Origin of the sequence: Lacipirellula limnantheis, assembly GCF_007746075.1 — a bacterium.
Lineage (GTDB): Bacteria > Planctomycetota > Planctomycetia > Pirellulales > Lacipirellulaceae > Lacipirellula > Lacipirellula limnantheis.
The window spans coordinates 5,505,016-5,522,955 of sequence record NZ_CP036339.1 but is presented as its reverse complement, the minus strand read 5'-3'; the positions used below and the strand labels follow the sequence as shown (position 1 = coordinate 5,522,955).

The 17,940-nt window shown below is 63.6% G+C and carries 12 protein-coding genes; 9 read left to right on the top strand and 3 right to left on the bottom strand.

The genetic code is table 11. The annotated features are described in order from the left end of the window. Positions 1 to 18: 18 nt before the first annotated feature. Positions 19 to 2,766 (bottom strand): protein kinase domain-containing protein, encoded by a 2,748-nt coding sequence (locus I41_RS21470; RefSeq protein ID WP_145434957.1) that lies wholly within the window; start codon positions 2,764 to 2,766, stop codon positions 19 to 21. A gap of 423 nt (positions 2,767 to 3,189) precedes the next feature. Beyond that, positions 3,190 to 3,498, bottom strand: coding sequence for a hypothetical protein (locus tag I41_RS21465; protein WP_145434956.1), 309 nt, complete (start codon positions 3,496 to 3,498; stop codon positions 3,190 to 3,192). A 553-nt stretch (positions 3,499 to 4,051) separates the two neighbouring features. Here I41_RS21465 and guaB point away from each other — a divergent pair. The 7 genes from guaB (at position 4,052) to I41_RS21430 (ending at position 13,389) form a co-directional block, all read left to right on the top strand. Next, the gene (gene guaB / locus I41_RS21460) at positions 4,052 to 5,536 is read left to right on the top strand and encodes an IMP dehydrogenase (RefSeq protein ID WP_145434955.1); all 1,485 of its coding nucleotides are present in this window, start codon (positions 4,052 to 4,054) and stop codon (positions 5,534 to 5,536) included. Further along, positions 5,469 to 6,872, top strand: coding sequence for a hypothetical protein (locus I41_RS21455; protein WP_145434954.1), 1,404 nt, complete (start codon positions 5,469 to 5,471; stop codon positions 6,870 to 6,872). The genes guaB and I41_RS21455 overlap by 68 nt, the downstream gene beginning before the upstream one ends. 176 nt (positions 6,873 to 7,048) lie before the next feature. Then, the gene (locus I41_RS21450) at positions 7,049 to 7,858 is read left to right on the top strand and encodes an NAD(P)H-hydrate epimerase (RefSeq protein WP_145434953.1); all 810 of its coding nucleotides are present in this window, start codon (positions 7,049 to 7,051) and stop codon (positions 7,856 to 7,858) included. A gap of 224 nt (positions 7,859 to 8,082) precedes the next feature. Beyond that, the gene (locus tag I41_RS21445) at positions 8,083 to 8,889 is read left to right on the top strand and encodes a 3-keto-disaccharide hydrolase (protein WP_168207078.1); all 807 of its coding nucleotides are present in this window, start codon (positions 8,083 to 8,085) and stop codon (positions 8,887 to 8,889) included. A gap of 278 nt (positions 8,890 to 9,167) precedes the next feature. Continuing rightward, positions 9,168 to 9,440, top strand: a complete 273-nt coding sequence (locus I41_RS21440; protein ID WP_145434951.1) for a DUF4404 family protein — start codon at positions 9,168 to 9,170, stop codon at positions 9,438 to 9,440. A gap of 334 nt (positions 9,441 to 9,774) precedes the next feature. Next, positions 9,775 to 12,627, top strand: coding sequence for an alanine--tRNA ligase (alaS, locus tag I41_RS21435; protein WP_145434950.1), 2,853 nt, complete (start codon positions 9,775 to 9,777; stop codon positions 12,625 to 12,627). Between the two features lie 381 nt (positions 12,628 to 13,008). Further along, on the top strand, positions 13,009 to 13,389 hold the full coding sequence (locus I41_RS21430) for an STAS domain-containing protein (RefSeq protein ID WP_145434949.1): 381 nt from the start codon (positions 13,009 to 13,011) through the stop codon (positions 13,387 to 13,389). Between the two features lie 198 nt (positions 13,390 to 13,587). Here the strand turns inward: I41_RS21430 and I41_RS21425 are convergent, their stop codons facing one another. After that, entirely contained in the window at positions 13,588 to 15,063 is a 1,476-nt protein-coding gene (locus I41_RS21425) for an endo-1,4-beta-xylanase (protein ID WP_168207077.1), read from the bottom strand. A 609-nt stretch (positions 15,064 to 15,672) separates the two neighbouring features. On the opposite strand from I41_RS21425, the gene I41_RS21420 reads away from it, so the two are divergent. Together I41_RS21420 and aroC are read left to right on the top strand one after the other, a co-directional pair. Further along, positions 15,673 to 16,563, top strand: coding sequence for a phosphoribosylaminoimidazolesuccinocarboxamide synthase (locus I41_RS21420; protein WP_145434947.1), 891 nt, complete (start codon positions 15,673 to 15,675; stop codon positions 16,561 to 16,563). A 231-nt stretch (positions 16,564 to 16,794) separates the two neighbouring features. Further along, complete coding sequence (gene aroC, locus I41_RS21415; protein ID WP_145434946.1) at positions 16,795 to 17,934, top strand: chorismate synthase; 1,140 nt, start codon at positions 16,795 to 16,797, stop codon at positions 17,932 to 17,934. The last annotated feature ends 6 nt before the right edge of the window (positions 17,935 to 17,940 follow it).

Genomic DNA, 17,940 nt, shown 5'->3' with positions numbered 1-17,940 from the left:
GCCGTCATTGACCCGCGGCTACTCGTCCATAGGCTGCTGCACCAGCACGATCCAACCGAAGCGATCGGTATTGTCCCCGGCGCCCTGATCGATCTCGTAGCGCACCGGTTCGAAAACGCCCCAATATTTCTTGCCGCTGGCGCCATCGACGGGATCGAAATAATCGGTGAGAAAATGCTTCTCGCCGTCAAAGTCCTCGGCCTTCCATGGATTCGCCGCGTCGATCTTTTCCAGCAACTCCTTGTCGAGCCGCACGAAGTTTCCTTCATCCATCTCAGGATGGTGCAAGACCAACCCGCGATCTTTCGTCGGCGCCACCCAGTCGTCTCGCAGGTCGATCAGCATCACCTGACTGCCGCCCGACATCGACTTGTCGAGTACGGTGAAGTCTTTCAGGTTCACCGACATCGCCAGCACGCCGATCACCTCGCGTCGCGGCTTTCCATTCTCGTTCAACTCCGGTTCGCCTTCCGCGTCAACGATCGGCTTCCAGATCGGAACCGAGAAGGCGACCTTCAGCAGTTTGCTCGTGGAACTAGAGTAGACGCATGACAGGTGTGGCTCCGTGATTGGCTTCGTGGCCGCTTTCGCGACAGGGTCGTTTCGATCAGGTTCTTTGCCTTTGCCGTGAAAATAATCGCGATACCAATAGTCCTTTTTGTAACTGCCGTCGTCCTTTGGCCAGCGGGCGATCTGCACCCCTTGAGCGTCTTGGATGAACCAACTCTCCGCCGCGATGTCTTTGCCATGTTCGTACGGCAAATCTTTAATCCAGTCGAGGAGCGGCGGGTAGAGAGCTTCGTCCTCGGGTTTCTTGTCGATCGCGTCGACCATGGCGATCAGCTTCTCGTCGCTGGCCGCCGTCGTCAGGGCGCTGAACCGCTTGGTCAACTCTTGCGGCATGGCGACCTTCGCCGCCGAACGCGCATAACTGGCTAAGTTCGTCCGCGCAATATCCGTCTCACGTTGTCGGAAGTGAGCTCGGCTCGCCATGACCATCCAGTAAAAGCCGCCCAGCGCGCATGCCAGGAACAGCAACGGCAGCGCCTTCGTCAGCACAAACCGCGGCGTGGGAAACAAATTCGCCGAACCGAACCGCGACCGCGACCGCCACGTCTCCGCCTTTGAATTGCCGTTTGGCTTGGTCGGCGTCGTCGCATGCGAAGGCCCGTCGTCCCCTTCGATGTTCCGCACGAGCGCCGCGAGCTGATGCCCTTCCGCAAACGGCGCGAGCGCCGCGGCCACCTCGGCCGGCGAGTCATACCGATCTTCCGGTCGCTTCTCCAGCATCTTCTGCAGCACGTCCCACAGCTTGCGCGGCAGCGGCTGCATGCTGCTGTGGATCGGCGGTACGGCCGATTTCTCGTGCGCTTTCTCAGGACGTAAATCGGAGTCGAAAAACGGCGGGTTCCCTGCCAGCAGGTGGTACAGCGTACATCCGAGGCTGTAGATGTCGGCGCGAATGTCGACGCTGGTGGTCTTCCATTGCTCGGGCGGCATGTACATGCCCGTCCCCATCGCTTTGTGATCGAATCGCGTCAGCCGATCCTGGCTATCGACGGCCAGCAATGCGAGGCCCAGGTCGAGAATCTTCACCACCGCCCGCTCGCCGTCTTCATGATCAACGAGCGTGGAATCCCCGGAGATTTGATCGGCGTCGACCAGCGTCACCATCAAGTTCGACGGCTTGACGTCGCGGTGGACCATTTCGTGCTTGTGGATGTACTGCAAGCCGCGGGCCGCTTGGCGAATGATCTCGCACGACTCGGCCACCGGCAGCGGACCGTGACGGGTCACCATCTCGTCAAGGCTCAGGCCCTCGATAAACTCCATCACCAGGTAATGAAGCATGTCGTCAGGCGACGACGAATCGATCGCCACGACGATATTCTTGTGTTCGAGTCGCCCGACCGCCTTGATCTCGTTGTAGAACCGGCGGATGACGTCTTGATGCCCCGCGACGACGAACTGCGGCTTGATCACTTTGACCGCGCGCACCCGCCCGAACTGCGTGTGGTGCGCCTTGTAAACGTCGCCCATCCCGCCCGAGCCGATCACCTCTTCAAGTTCATAGTTGCCGACGCGCTTCAAGGCCGTGTGACCGGCGACGCCAACGCTCCCCCCCGCGTGAGCCGGTTCAAATCCCTGCGTCGGCACCACCGTCCACTGTCGCTCGGTGTGCGACTTCGGCTGATTACGCATCGGCCGCGGCCCGTGGTCGTCGTAGAGCAATTCATGAATTTCGACGTTGCCGATCCCCTTCAGATTCTTCCGACCCTGCAGGTGCAGCCGCACGCCCTCCAGCCCGACGTCTTCCAGAATGGCCATCACGCTGCGGCTCACCAGAATCTGGCCGCCCGTGGCATAGTCATTGAGCCTCGCAGCGTAGTCGACCGTCTTCCCGACGAAGTTGTCACGATCGCCCGGATCGATCTGCGGCACGCCGACGTGCATGCTCATTCGCACTTCGACATGCTCATCCTTTGGCGTGACGATCGGAGCGGCCTCATGACTCTTTTGCACGTCGACGGCCCACTGCGCCGCTTCGACCGTATGATCGAACACCAGGAAGTGTCCGTCGCCGGCCGTGGAGACGACGCGTCCGCCGAACTCGGCAAGTCTCGCCTCGATCCGCTGGCGATGCGGCGTGAGGATCGACGTGATGAAGGCCACATCACGTTCGGTGACGCTCCGTCCCGACATCTCGTCCTTGAGCCGGACGGAGCCGCTGATGTCGGTGAACACGAATGTCTTGAGTTCAGCCATCAGGAGGGAAGAAGTCGGAGGTCAGAGTTCGGAGGCGAGAGCTCGGAGGTTCGATGCGTATGGAAGCTGGACCGGTAAGCCATGCCGTTGCGGCCATTTAGCCGCGGGCGAAGCCCGCGTTCCCGTCGCAAGCGACGGGGTTAGATGGGATGGCGGATTCGTGAGTTAACTGGCGATTGCCGCCCGATTGGCAGTTAGCGTCCCCCAATGGATTCTCGCATGCTCATACCTACCGTCAATCAGCGAACGACGGGGGCGATTGCTACAGAGAAAGAGCCTCGACGCCGCAGACATCCCCCTCCGGGCGTGCCATCGCAACGTCGAGGCTTGATTTTGTGCATCATCCTGAGAGGAGCGAAGGAACTAGCGAATCAAGCGAGCGACTAAATTCTTCGCTTCACTCAGAATGACGAGGGCGTCGGCCTAGAATGCCACCGGAGCCCAACCATAACGGACCCGCGACACCGAACCGCCCAAAATCGGGCGGTAGCGCGTCACCACCCGCGGTACGGGCTGCATCGTCACGATTGGCGCCCGATAAAAGGTCGTCACCGGCACAGGCGCCGGAGCGAAGACGGGGCCCGATTGAATCACCATCGGCTGGACCACTGGTCCTGGCACGACGACAGGGCTCCACACGGTCGTCGGCTGCACCACCCACTGGGCATGGGCCGACTCGCAGGCGACGCACAGAGCGGCCACGGCCAATAGCGAAAAGAGCATGCGTTTCATCGGAGATGTCCTTTCAAATTGAATCGCGACACAAGCGATCGCCGCGTCAATGGGATGAAGCGCCGTCAGCTTGCAGATGCTACGCGCCGCACGGTGCGGAATCTGACGGGCGAGCGATGGCGGTGCGATTCAATCCTGAGCCGCCCGGCTGCCCGCCAGACGAGTTCAGTATGAAGCGCAACGCTCACAGCGACAACCAGTTAAAGATAGCACTAGGCGTCTGACGGTTACCGCGGATGGCGCCGTGATCTAGATGCCCATGCCGTGCTGCTGCGGCTTGCCAGTCCGCTGGCGCCGGTTGTAAGGATCGCGCGCCTTGAACTTTCCGGACGCCTGCCATGCCACCGCGTCCATTAGCCACGCCGCCTGCGGCGGGAACGCGGGCTCTGCCCGCGGCTCAATGGGCGTAACGGCAAGACGCCGCCTGCGGGTAATTCTCGGCCCACGCGCCGCTCCGGCGGGGCGCTAGCCTGTGGCGGCAGCTTGTCTTCAGGAAAAAATACCGCAATAATCCGGGATTCTTTCGACCGCCGCAGAGACCGCTGGGGGCCACATGCAGGACAAGCTCATTGGCACGGGACTCACGTTCGACGACGTACTGATCGAACCTCGCTACAGCGAGGTCGTCCCATCCGAAGTGAGCGTCGCGACGCGCCTGACCCGCCGCATCGAAATGCGGGCCCCCATTCTCAGCTCGCCGATGGACACCGTCACCGAGCACCGGATGGCCATCGGCCTGGCCCAGGAGGGGGGCCTAAGCGTCATCCACAAGAACATGTCGATCGAGGATCAGACCAAGGAGGTCGACAAGGTCAAACGCAGCGCCAACGGCATTATCGTCGATCCCGTGACGATGCCGACCACTGCTAGCGTTGCCTCGGCGCGGGCGCTGATGCAGCACTCAAACGTCTCCGGCGTTCCGATCGTCGACGCCGCCGGGAAGCTAGCAGGCATCATCACTCGCCGTGATCTCCGCTTTCTCGAAGACAGCAATCAGCCGGTCTCCGACGTAATGACCCGCCGCGAGCAACTCGTGACGGCCACGGGGACTGTAACGCTTGCGGAAGCTGAGAAGATTTTAATGGCAGAAAAGGTCGAGAAACTCCTCCTGGTTGACGAAAACTACAAACTGACGGGGCTCATCACCATCAAAGACATCGATATGATGCGGCGGTTCCCTCAGGCGTCCAAGGACGCTCACGGCCGTCTCCGCGTCGGCGCCGCGATCGGAGTCTTCGACTTCGATCGGGCGGCCAGCCTGATCGACAAAGGGGTCGATTTCCTGGTGGTTGATAGCGCCCACGGTCACTCGTCCAACGTCATCCAAACAGTCAAAGAGCTCAAGAAACGCTGGGACATCGACGTCGTCGCCGGCAACGTGGCGACGTTCGACGGCGCCCGCGACCTGATCAAAGCGGGCGCCGACGCCGTGAAAGTCGGCATTGGTCCCGGTTCGATCTGCACGACGCGCGTGATCTCGGGGATCGGCGTGCCGCAGATCACCGCGATCTACAACGCAGCACAAGCGGCGAAGGATTCGCAAACGCCGATCATCGCCGACGGAGGGATTCGTTACTCGGGAGACATCACCAAGGCCATCGCCGCCGGCGCCAGCGTCGTTATGCTGGGCGGCCTGTTGGCGGGCCTCGATGAGAGTCCCGGAGAACGAGTCCTCTACCAAGGAAGAACGTACAAGGCATACCGGGGGATGGGCTCTCTAGGCGCCATGGTCAAAGGCTCCAGCGAACGGTATCGCCAAAGCGGTGAGGAAGCGGGCAACGGCAAGCTGGTGCCCGAAGGAGTCGAAGGGCGCGTCCCCTACAAGGGACCGCTGAGTCCATTTTTGTATCAGCTGATCGGCGGCCTCCGGGCCGGCATGGGATACGCTGGTACGAGAACCATCGAAGAGCTGCGCACGCAGGCCCGGTTCGTCCAGGTCTCGCCGGCCAGCGTGCGGGAAAGCCATCCCCATGACATTGCCATCACGCAGGAAGCGCCAAACTACACGGCGGAATACCAATCCGCGGAATCGAACTAGCGTCGCCGCGGCGACGCTGGGCTGCTGGCTCGCGCTCGCGGGCGCCTTCGGCAGGGCAGGGGAGCTCCAGTGGCGATCGGCGCGCAGCGTGGCCGCCGCGCCTGCGGCGGAGCAGGTCGCTGCATGGCAGGATGTTGATCAGGCGGCCGCTGCGCCAGAAAGCCCGCGCAGCGTGCTGGTGCGTCGCGAGAGCGAACGCGTCGCACAAGGCGGCGACCAATTCGATCCGTTCGAAGCCGAGATGCCGGCGACCGAACCGGTCGCCGCGCCCGCTCCGTCGCAGCCCGCCTATGATCCTTTCGACGATGCAGCTACCGAAGCGGCCGGTCCACCGCCAATCAGCCCGAATTCCTTCCCCGCGCCAAGCCTCGAAGAGGCGTTCGAAGAGCCGACCATCGAGCCACCGCCCGCCGACGAGCCTGCCGTCGACAACGAGTCGTCCGCTGTCGAAGAACTCGAACAAGCCAAGCAAGCGATAGATCGCGAGCTGCTCCGCCGCGAAACCGAGCGCGGACTGGGCAATCGACCTGAAGCTCCTGATGCCGGCGCTCAGAACGCAGCCGATCCTGAGCCCGAGACGGTCGTTGACCCCGAAGTCGACGCCCCCGCCGCAGCGGCGCCACCCGCCTTGGAAGAGCGGCCCGGATCGTCCCAGCCACTGATCGCCCCCACCGAACCCGACATCGATGCCCCGTCGCCGCCAGCGGAAGAGACGGACGAAACGGAACCGTACGAACTTCCCGAACGCAACGTTCCCGAACGCGACGACCGCGGCCTCCCGTACGGCGGCGCCGTCGAGCCGCTTCCGCCGCCAACGGCCGAGCAGTTGGAGCGACGCCGCCAGCAAATCGAGCAAGAGCGTCTTGAATCGCTCGCCGAGTGCGACAAGCTTTACGACGCCGTGCGGGCCGACAGCATCAAAAACATCAGCCTCGACATTCGCCAGCAGGGCCTGCCGGGCGAAGACTTCCCGTTCGCCTGCGAAGGGCGTCGGCCGCAGTTTCAGCCGCGCAACTGGGCGCCGGTCACCTACATGTGGAAAGCCTCGGGCCTCTGCCACAAGCCCCTTTACTTTGAACAAGTGCAACTCGAACGCTACGGCCACGATTGGGGCCCCGTGCTGCAACCGTTCGTCTCAGGGGCTCACTTTTTCGGCACGATTCCGATCCTACCGTACAAGATGGGCCTGCAGACGCCGAACGAGTGTGACTATGCCCTTGGCTACTACCGCCCGGGCAGTTGCGCTCCGTACATGATCGAACCGCTCGGCTTCACCTGGCGGGCCGCGGCTTTCCAGGCCGGAGCCGTGACCGGAGCGGCGTTCGCAATTCCGTAGCAGTAGCCGCCGGTCAACGACCGGCCGGAGCAACACCCCATGGGGATTGCAAATGGGGAATGAGGGCTGTCGCTTGTGTAGAGCGTATCAGCAGAATTACATACGCCATTCCGCATTCGCCATTCGACATTTACTCCCGGCTCGTTGAGCCGCGGCTACAGCGTTAGACTGTCGGCATGGCGCCGCCAGTCCTCACCCGCCACCAAGTCCGCTGCGTCGACGCGCTCGCGATCGAGCGCTACGGCATGACCGGCCTCGTCCTGATGGAGAACGCCGGCCGCGGCGCCGTCGACGCGTTGCTGGCGTTCGATCCGTCGTTGCTCGACGAGAATAGCTCTCCCCTAGCCGGACCGCCACGCGGTCCGGGCGGAGGCGCCGAGCGACTCGCCACTGCCAACCCAGAGGGCGTGGCCCTCCGGCTAGCTGAAAGTCGTCAGCGTCACGCCGCTTCCCAAGTCGTCATCCTTTGCGGCAAAGGAAACAACGCTGGCGACGGCTTTGTGATGGCGCGGCATTTGGAGATTCGCGGCGTCGCGACTCGCGTGCTGCTCCTCGCTTCGCCGGACGAACTAACCGGCGACGCGAAAGCGAACTTCGCCATCCTGCAGCACACCGACGTGCCGATCGTCGACGTCTCGCGCGGCCCGCTCGAATCGCCATTGAACCAACATGCCGCCGGCGCTGCGTGGCTAGTCGACGCCCTCCTCGGCACCGGCGCCGCCGGCGAACCGCGCGAGCCCTTCGCCACGGCCATCCGCTGGATGAACGCCCAGCCGGCCCGCCGCCTCGCAGTCGACCTCCCCAGCGGTCTCGATTGCGATACGGGCCAGCCATCCCCGGCTACCGTGCAATCCGATCTGACGACCACGTTCGTCGCCGCCAAGCCCGGATTTCTCCTGCCGCAGGCCAAGCCGTACGTCGGCGAACTCCGCGTCATCGACATCGGCGTCCCGCCGCGACTGGTGCGCGAGGCCGCGGCAGTTTAGAGTTTTGTTTCATCCCCCTCCCTGGAAGGGAGGGGGCAACCCAGCACGGGCGACTGCAAGCCGCCCGTGCGCAGGGCGGTAGTCCTTGCGAAGCAATTTGGGGAGGGACTCCCGACGCAGCATTTTCGCCACGCCCACAACCTCATCGAAACGAAATCCAATATCAAAACCCCTCACCTAACCTCTCCCCTCGGGGGAGAGGGACCAGACGTGGAGACCTCATCGTGAAGCTCGCTCGCCACTGCCTCTTGGCCCTTTCGTTCGCAGTTCTCGCTAGCTCCGTTCACGCCGCCGAACCGGCCGGCAGCGACTGGATCACCCTCTTCGACGGCAAAACGCTCAAAGGCTGGCACAAGAATCCCGAAGAGATTGGTCACGGCACCGGCGGCCAGTGGACCGTTGAACCGGGCGGCGTCCTCGCCGGCGAGCAAGATCCTCCCGGCTCCGGCAACGGCGGCATCCTGCTCACTGATCGCAAGTTCGGCGACTTCGAGCTCTCGCTTGAAATGAAGCCGTCATGGGGCGTCGACTCCGGCCTCTTCCTGCGTGCCACCGACAAGGGCGAGTGCATCCAGATGACCGTCGACTATTACAACGGCGGGAACATCGGCCACTTCTACGGCGAAGCGACGGGCGGCTGGCTCGCTCGCGCGTTCAGCCTGCAAGGCGAGGAAACTGACGGCAAGCTGGTCGCGCTAAAGACGATCGATCCGCACGCAGCGGGCGAGGTCGGCCTGATCAGCTCCTGCTCGCCCGGCGAGTGGCTCGAAGCGTGGAAGATCGACGACTGGAATCACTTCCTCGTCCGCGTCGAGGGTGGCAAGTATCCGAAGATCACCACCACCCTCAACGGCCAGCAGGTTGCCGTGTTCGATGCCGCCACCGCTGACATTCCGCAGTACGATCGAGAGGCGGTTTTAAAGGCCCTTACCGAAAAGGGTTCGATCGCCGTCCAAGTCCACGGCGGCGGCAGCTACCCCGAGGGTAAGAAATGCCGCTGGCGGAACATCAAGATCCGGCCGCTCAATTGAGCCGCCTGCAAAGCTAAACCACCAAGGCACAAAGGGCACGAAGTCGCACCAAGAAATTTCAGCGAGGAGAAAGAACAGTCAGCGACAAAGCCCGGAATTTCTTGCTTCATTTTGCCTTTCTTCGTGCGTCTTTTTGTTCTTGGTGCCTTGGTAGTTCGTATTCTCAACCTCGACCGCGCGGGTACTTGCGCTCTCAAGGATGTCGTATAATGATTTCAGGGCCGCCGTCGGAGTCGCCCTGAGTTCACCTTCGTTTGCCAAGAATCGAAAGCCACGCGATGGACAAGAACCGCGTACGCGACGCCCTCCACACGCTGCAGGCTGAACTTTCATGCGCGAACACCCTCGACGACGCTTCCCGCCAGTCCCTACTGGCGACGATCGCCGACATTCACCGCCAACTCGAAGCGGGCGACGACCTGCCGGCCGCGGAAAGCGAATCACTCGGCGGCAAGCTGCAAGATTCGATCCTCGAATTCGAAGCCGAGCACCCGCAAGTCACCGCCGCAGTGAACCAGGTTGCCGCCGCGCTGGCGAATCTCGGCATCTAGCCCCGCGTCAGGTTTACCAAGTCGCCTCGCCCGGTGAGCCCCGCCCGCGCGGCGGGCTGCCAAGCAGTTCGGACTGGTCGCTTAAGCGACCAGTCCAGTCCCGCTCGTTAGGTTCGTCTCACCGTGAGGTCCGTGAACCGCCGCGCCCTCACGCGCCTCCCAACCGGTAGTGTCAAACTCACCCCCCGCCGATATCATGACCGGTTTACGCCGGTCGTTGGGACCGCCGGGGGCTAGGACGCCCCGGCTCGCTGAGTAGGGAACGCGCTCGCAGCCCCTTTTCTCGGTCTTCCTACGGCCTAAAGTCTCCAGCCTAAAGCCTGCTTCCCTCCTCATGAAAACCGACGAACTCCGCGAAAAGTACCTCGAATTCTTCGTGTCGAAGGGGCACCGCCGTGTGGCCAGCGACGTGCTTGTCCCCACCTGGGACCCGAGCGTGCTGTTCACCCCCGCCGGGATGAACCAGTTCAAGGACCACTTCCTGGGGAAGATCAAGCTCGAGTTCACCCGCGCCACCAGCTGCCAGAAGTGCCTTCGCACCGGCGACATCGAAAACGTCGGCCGCACCGCCTACCATCACACGTTCTTCGAGATGCTCGGCAACTTCAGCTTCGGCGACTACTTCAAGCGCGAAGCGATCAACTGGGCCTGGGAATTTCTCACCGACAAGAAGTGGCTCGGCATCGACCCCTCGCGACTCACCGTCACCGTCTACAAGGACGATGACGAAGCCGCCGGCATCTGGGCGAAGGACATCGGCCTGAAGGTCGACCGCATCGAACGCTGCGACGAGGACGAAAACTTCTGGCCCGCGAGCGCCCCCAGCCAGGGCCCAGACGGCGTTTGCGGCCCCTGCAGCGAAATCTACTTCCATCCCGACCAAGGCAAGAGCGTCGAGATTTGGAATCTCGTCTTCACGCAGTTCAACCGCGTCGGCGATCCGCCGAACAACCTCCGCCCGCTGCCGTCGAAAAACATCGACACCGGCATGGGCCTTGAGCGCACGGCCGCGACGCTGCAAGGCGTGCCGACCAACTACCACATCGACACGCTCTTCCCGATCGTCCAGGCCGCCGCGGAAGTCTGCGGCGTGAAGTACGAACTCGATAGCGACAACGGCCGCCGCTGCCGCCGCATCACCGACCACGTCCGGGCCTGCACGTTCGCGATCCACGAGAACGTTTACCCCGGTCCGCAGAAGGAAAAGTACGTCGTGAAGCGGCTGCTCCGCCGCGCGGTGCTCGATGGCCACCAGATGGGCCTCCATGAGCCGTTCCTGCACAAGCTCGTCCCCGCCGTCGTCGCGGCAATGAAGGGCCCGTATCCCGAACTTGCTGAAACTGCGAAGCGCGTCGCCAGCGTCATTGAGAAGGAAGAAGCGAACTTTTTCGGCACGATTGACGCCGGCCTCAACCGCATCGAGCGGGCCTTCGACGACATGCGCAAGGACAATCGCACGCGGGTCGAAGGCGCCGTCGCCGCCGAGTTGTACCAAACCTACGGCGTGCCGCCGGAGCTGTTCGAGTCGCTCGCCGCCGAGCACAACCTCGCCTTCGACTGGGAAGGCTACGGCAAGTCGATGGAGGAACATGGCGAAGCCTCGGGCAAGGTGCAGCACACCGTCATGGGCGCCAAGGGCCCGATCGACTCGCTCAAGCACGCCCTCCACTCGACCGAATTCCTCGGCTACGACACCACCGTCGCCGACGCGGTCGTGAAGGGGATCATCACCGGCAAGGCGCCGAACGATCACCTCGTCGACAAGCTCGACGAAGCAATGTCAGCGAGCCGGGGCGTCCCCGCCCCAGGCGCCCAAGTCACCGACGCCGTCCGCGTCATCCTCGACCGCACCCCGTTCTACGGCGAAAGCGGCGGCCAAGTCGGCGACGTCGGCAAGCTCGTCGGCGACGGCTTCGAGTTCGAAGTCATCGACACGCAAAAAGATGGCGCGCTGATCGTCCACATCGGGCACCTCCGCCAGGGCACGATCCGCGAAGGCGCCAAGGTCCGCGCGACGGTCGACGACGCCCGCCGTGATGCAATCCGCCGCGCCCACTCGGCGACCCACATCCTCCACTACGCCCTGCAGAAGAACCTCGGCTCGCACGCCCAGCAGCAAGGCTCGAAGGTGACCGACGACGAATTGCGGTTCGACTTCACGAACCTCAGCCCGGTCGAAAGCGCGCAGCTCGCCGCTATTGCGAAAGACGTCGTCGAACGCGTCGCCGCCGGCGCTCCGGTGAAGTGGGAAACGCTCCCGCTCGCCGACGCCCGCAAGCAAGGCGCCATGATGCTCTTCGGCGAGAAGTATCCCGACCCGGTCCGCATGGTCTCGATGGGCGACTTCAGCCGCGAGTTGTGCGGCGGCGTCCATCTGACGAACACCGGAGAGGTCGGCGCGTTCGAAATCCTCAGCGAAGAAGGGGTCTCCGCCGGCACACGGCGGATCATCGCCCTTACTGGCAAGAAGGCGACCGACTACCGCGCGCGGATCGAAGCGGAAGTGAAGCGGGCCTCCGAGAAGCTTGGCGTCGCCGGCTACGATCTGCCGCACGCCGTCGAAGCCCTTATCGAGAAACGTCGCGAACTGAAGCGGGCCCTCGAAGCGGGCGTGAAGCCGAACCTCGTCGCCGCCCAGGCCACCGTGAAGAAGGTCGCCGGCGACACGGCCGAATCGATGAAGTCGATCCTCGGCGAAGCCGCCCGCCGCATGTCGGTCGGTCTGCTCGGCGTCGCGGAGCGGATCGAGGCGATGGCCAGCGAAGTCGAATCGCTCGGCCAACGGCTCGCCCAGCGCGAGGCGGCCGGCCCGCTCTCGGCCGACTCGCTACTGGAGAAAGCGACCACCGAGGGGGGCGTTACCGTCGTCGTCGCCGACCTGCCCGGAGTTGAACCGAACCTCATGCGGCAGCTGATCGACCAGATCCGCCAGAAGCAGCCCCTCTCGGCGGTGTTGCTCGCCACGACGCAGGGCGAGGACAAGGTGACGCTCGTCGCCGGCATCTCGAAGCAATTGCAGGAGCGCGGCCTCAGCGCCGGCAAATGGATCGGCCCCGTGGCGGCCGCGGTCGGCGGCGGCGGCGGCGGACGCCCCGACCTTGCCCAGGCAGGCGGCAAGGACCCAGCCAAGCTCCCGGCAGCGCTCGAAGTCGCCAACCGAACGATCGCCGAAATGCTCAAGGCGTAACGTGCTAGCAGTAGCCGCGGGTCAACGACCCGCTGGAGCCAGAAGGGAAATGGATGATTGCTGATTTATGATTTGCTGACGTGATGCGTTTACCCCAATCACATCAGAAATCCTAAATCATAGATCTTCTGCGCACTCGCTCCGGCGGGTCGTTGACCCGCGGCTTCTCCATTCTCTGTGACAGTTTTATCCCGCCATTTTCCCGGACTTCTCAATCGAGATTGCCGTGTCCGCTCAAAACTTCTACCATGAAGGCCAACGCTGGCGGGAGAGGCAACTCCCGCGCGCTCATCAAAGCTAGCCGTTCGGATGCGGCTGGCTCATTTCTTGGCGAGGCGGCGGAGTTCCCAGGGAGGGAACACCTCGCGGTCGGAGTTTGTCATGGCAGACGTATGTGAAGAGTGGGGCGTCGACGTGTCGCGCGGCCCCGATTGGTTGGTCCTTCGCCTGCGCCCCGGAAAGCAGGCGCCGGCCGGCATGGCCGACAAGATCTGGTCGCTCGCCGATCGCCATTTCGTCTACCGGCTCGTGCTGGAGATGAACGACCTGGCCGCGATCCCGAGCCACCTGATGGGCCAACTCGTGATGCTCCAAAAACGCGTGCTGGAACGCGAAGGCGCTCTCCGGCTTTGCGGCTTGTCGAAGGAGTGCGCCGAAGCCTTGCGCTTCTGCCGCCTCGACCAGGCGCTGCCGAACTTCGCCTCGCTCGAAGACGCGGTGAAAGGCCAACGCCGCCCCGCGCCCCACTTTGTGAGCGCATAAGTAGCCGCGGGTCAACGACCCGCCGGAGCGACAAGAAAGCCTAACCACCAAGGCACGAAGATCACCAAGAAACACCAAGGGATACAAGAGACAAGAAGAAACAAATCAGGCGACGCAGACAACGCTCCCTGTTCTTTGCCTTTCTTCTTCTACTTCTTGTGCGACTTCGTGCACTTCGTGCCTTGGTGGTTAATTTTCCTACCCTCCGCAAGCCTTCCGCAAATCGCGCAGCATCCCCAGCGTCGGCTTCGCGTCACCCTTGCCGTCGAACAGCCCGCCGTGCGGAAACTCGTGCGGCTCGTGATCGGTCAGTTGGTTCCACAGCACCACCTGCACCGACGTCCGCCCCAACAGCAGCGGCGCCACCGTTGACGCCAGCACCAGTTGCGAATCTTGCTGGGGCATCTCGGGCGACTCGATCAACTCCGCCGCAATCGTCTTCGCCGCCAGCGGGTCCGGCAGGTCGCCGCTCGGCGCGGTGAGCAGCACCATCAGCGGCAGGCCTAATTGGCTCCACATGTCGATCAGCTTGCCGTACTCGAACGTCGGCCGGTGGCTGCTTCCGCGCGGCCAATAACCGGCGTTGATTTCTAGCCCGAAGCCCGAAATTCCCAGGTCGGCCCGCAGCAACGCGTCGGCGTAGTGGAGCGGCGCCAGGTCGTGCTCCTGCTCGACCAGGTATTCGCCCCACGGCTGATCGAACGACACGACAATCGGCGTTCGCGGATCGATCTTCCGCACCACCTGCACCGCTTGCGCAACGAGGTTCAGCCGGCTCTCTTCGCTGAGCGATAGCAGCTGTCCGTTGTTCACCCGCGACGCGACGTGCCACAGATGCACTCGGCCTGAGTACCGCGACACCACCGCCCGTACATGGTCGAGCAGCAGTCGCACCAGATTGTCGTCGTCTCCTTCCCACAGGTACATCCAGTCGGGGACGCCGCGGTCGTCGAGGCGCAGCAGGGGGCCCGCCGCCACCTTAAGTCCGGCCGTCTGACACCAGCCGAGTTGCTCGTCCGTCGGCTTCCAGTCGCGCTTCCCTTCGCGCGACTCGATGGCCCGCCAACCAACCGGCAGCTGCACAATATTGCAAGCGTCGACCAATTGCCTCCGCACCGCCACCGGCGGCGCTGCCGGGCCCAGCGTCACCCCCATCAGCGAAGCGATCGGCGTCTGCCGCTGCCGCGAGCCAATCGTCTGCTCCGAAAACGCTCGCACCAGATGCTCCGAGACGGTCAGCGCCAGCGCGATCGCCCTGTTCGCCGATTCGGCGGCAGCCGGCACGTCTCGCTGATTGGTCGCCGCCCGCGAGAAGAGCTTGGTGGCGTCTTGCAACCGCTCGGACAGTTCGGGCGGCGTTTTCATCCCCAGCCATTCCCAGATGAACAGCCGCGAGCGCAAGCGTTGAATCAGTCCGCGGGCGAGCTCGACGTCGAGCAGATAAGGTCGATCGCGTTCAATCAGCGTGCTGGTGCCGAGCAGGTACTGCCCATGCCCGTCGACCAGCCAAGGCACGTAGACATAGCCCGAATCATCGACGCCGCGCTCAACGACGAGCGTTTCCTTCTCCCAGCGCGTGCGCGTCTGCCAGGGAATATCCTCGTTGCCGGCGACGTAGATTCGCGGGAGTCCGCCAGGAGGGATGCGGTCGCGGCGATGCAGAGCAAACCGCATCTGTCCCATAATCGAGGCCTGCGTGGTAAGGGCGGTGGCGTGGTGTCGGAAAGCGATGGCTTGGCGGCCGAGTTTGTGCCCTTGCCAGACGACGAAGTCCCTTCGTCCACTTCAGTTTACAACCGCCCGCAAGGGGTCACAACTCCACGCGGCGGGCCGCAAATCTGCCGCAGAACCCTGTCACCCTGAGGTACGAAACCTGTCACCCTGAGGTACTCCGAAGGGTCCGCTCCGCCCACCGAACGGGCGATTCCCGTGTGAATTTGGAGTATTGGTCAATTAACCGTTAGATTGGAGGAATGAGATTCGTCCTGCTCGCCATCGCTGTAGGCATTGCGTTTGCGGTCAGCTACCTGGGGATGGTGCTCGGCTGGGCAATGGATCAGTCAATGCTTCCGCCCTTTGGTGGCGGGTGGCGATGTTATGCGGCGTGCTTGGTCGCTGTTTGGACTCCCTTCATGGCGGCCTTCGGGCTTTGGTCTCTGCCGAAACTTTGTCGATGGATCGCCGTCGCCATGGTTGAATGAAGGTGATCGCTGCTGCCCGCACTTCCGCTAGTTCGATATACTCCCGATCGAACGAACCGCCTGAGAACAGGAAGCTCCCCCCATGTCCCCCCCCGTCGTCGAAACCAACCTCTCCGGCCTCCCCGTCACCCGCGGCAAGGTCCGCGACGTTTATGACCTCGGCGACCGCCTGCTCCTGGTCAGCACCGATCGCATCAGCGCATTCGATTGGATCCTGCCCACGCCGATCCCCGACAAGGGCCGCGTCCTCACCCAAGTGAGCAACTATTGGTTCCGCTCGCTCGCGGTCGATCATCATCTCCTCGAAACCGACGTGAGGCAGATGAACCTCCCGCCCGGCGCCGACCTCGACGCCCTCGCCGGCCGCACCGTGCTGGTTCGCAAAACCAAGGTCGTCCCGATCGAGTGCGTCGTGCGCGCCTATCTCAGCGGTTCCGCCTGGGCCGAGTACCGCCAGCACGGACGCGTCGCCGGCATCTCGATGGCCAGCGGCCTCCGCGAATCTGAACGTCTGCCCGCACCTCTGTTCACGCCCGCGACGAAAGCCGCCCAAGGCGAACACGACGAGAACATCACCTTTGCCGAGATGCAGTCGCGCATCGGCGTCGAACTTGCCGAGCAACTCCGCCAAATGAGCCTCGACGTCTACGCTCACGGCGCCCGCCGCGCCGCCGAGGTCGGCATCATCCTCGCCGACACCAAGTTCGAGTTCGGCATCACCGGCGGCCAGCCAATCCTCATTGACGAAGTGATGACCCCCGACAGCAGCCGCTTCTGGCCCGCCGACGGCTACAAAGAAGGGTGCGCCCAACCCTCGTTCGACAAACAATTCGTCCGCGACTGGCTTTCGGCCAGCGGCTGGGACAAGAACAGCCCGCCACCGGACCTGCCGCGCGACATCGTCGAAAAGACGCGAGCCAAGTACATCGAAGCCTGCGAACGCATCACGGGCGAAAAATTCGCGTGGGCGTAGCCATCCCCCAAACGCTCCCCCACTAGCCGGACCGCCACGCGGTCCGGGCGGCCCCACGCTATCGCCACCCGCCGCCTATCTCCCCCCTTTTCGCCAATGTACAATGGAGCCCCCGCCCGACCTTGCGGCTCCAGCGGCAGATTCGTAGTCTCCCCGCGGCCCATTGCGCGCGCTGCCGTTGCCGAGTTTCCGCCATTCCCCATTCCCCATTCCGCCTTCCCCATTTCTTCAATGCTCCGCTACTGGACCGCTGGCGAATCTCACGGCAAAGCGCTCATCGCGCTCCTCGACGGCTTTCCCGCCGGCGTCACGATCGACGAAGAACCGATCAACGTCGAACTCCGCCGCCGCCAGGGAGGCTACGGTCGCGGCGGTCGCCAGCGCATTGAAACCGACACCGTCGACGTCCGCACCGGCGTCTGGCACGGCGTCACGCTCGGCAGTCCGATCGCGCTCGAAGTCGTCAACCGCGACTACAAGCTCGAACGCCTCGAAGACCTCCCCCGCCCGCGCCCCGGCCACGGCGATCTCACTGGGGCCGTGAAGTACCTCGGCAGCATCCGCGGCGTGCTCGAACGCGCGAGCGCTCGCGAAACCGCCGTCCGCGTCGCCGCTGGCGCCCTCTGCAAGCAACTCCTCGCACCGTTCGGCATCACCGTCTTCGGCTTCGTCGCCGAAGTCGGCGACGAGAAAATCGACCCGGTCGCCGGCACGCTCGTCGAACTGAAAGCGATCCGCGACCAAAGCGAACTTTACGGCCTCAACCTCCAGCGCGACGACGCGATCAAGGAACTGATCGACCGCGTCGGCAAAGAGGGCGACACCCTCGGCGGCGTCGTTGAGGTGCAAGTCCACGGCCTGCCGTTCGGCCTCGGCACGCACGCCCAGTGGGATCGCAAGCTCGACGGCCGCCTCGCCCAAGCGGTGATGGCCGTCCAAGCGATCAAAGGGGTCGAAATCGGCCTCGGCTTCGAAGCCGCCCGCCGCCGCGGTTCGCAGGTGCACGACCCGATCCACTACGACGAGTCGAAGAAGCGCACGCAAACGCTCGGCTACGAACGCCCCACGAACAATGCCGGCGGCCTCGAAGCCGGTATGACCAACGGTCAAACGCTCGTCATCCGCGCCGCGAAAAAACCAATCAGCACCCTCCGCAAGCCGCTGGCGTCGATCAACCTCGACACCAAGGAAGCCGAAGGCGCCAGCTACGAACGAAGCGACGTCTGCGCGATCTCTGCTGCGAGCGTGATCGTCGAAAACGTCGTCGCGATCGAAATCGCCGCCGCCCTCGTCGACAAATTCGGCGGCGACAGTTTGCAAGAGATGCAGGCCCGCTACAAGCTATTTTTGGAGATGGCCGCCGAACGCTAGGAAATG

Bases quoted from the DNA above. Each gene is read 5' to 3' on its own strand.
- I41_RS21470 (WP_145434957.1), bottom strand. From the start codon at position 2,766: ATGGCTGAACTCAAGACATTCGTGTTCACCGACATCAGCGGCTCCGTC.
- I41_RS21465 (WP_145434956.1), bottom strand. From the start codon at position 3,498: ATGAAACGCATGCTCTTTTCGCTATTGGCCGTGGCCGCTCTGTGCGTC.
- guaB (WP_145434955.1), top strand. From the start codon at position 4,052: ATGCAGGACAAGCTCATTGGCACGGGACTCACGTTCGACGACGTACTG.
- I41_RS21455 (WP_145434954.1), top strand. From the start codon at position 5,469: ATGACATTGCCATCACGCAGGAAGCGCCAAACTACACGGCGGAATACC.
- I41_RS21450 (WP_145434953.1), top strand. From the start codon at position 7,049: ATGGCGCCGCCAGTCCTCACCCGCCACCAAGTCCGCTGCGTCGACGCG.
- I41_RS21440 (WP_145434951.1), top strand. From the start codon at position 9,168: ATGGACAAGAACCGCGTACGCGACGCCCTCCACACGCTGCAGGCTGAA.
- alaS (WP_145434950.1), top strand. From the start codon at position 9,775: ATGAAAACCGACGAACTCCGCGAAAAGTACCTCGAATTCTTCGTGTCG.
- I41_RS21430 (WP_145434949.1), top strand. From the start codon at position 13,009: ATGGCAGACGTATGTGAAGAGTGGGGCGTCGACGTGTCGCGCGGCCCC.
- I41_RS21425 (WP_168207077.1), bottom strand. From the start codon at position 15,063: ATGCGGTTTGCTCTGCATCGCCGCGACCGCATCCCTCCTGGCGGACTC.
- I41_RS21420 (WP_145434947.1), top strand. From the start codon at position 15,673: ATGTCCCCCCCCGTCGTCGAAACCAACCTCTCCGGCCTCCCCGTCACC.
- aroC (WP_145434946.1), top strand. From the start codon at position 16,795: ATGCTCCGCTACTGGACCGCTGGCGAATCTCACGGCAAAGCGCTCATC.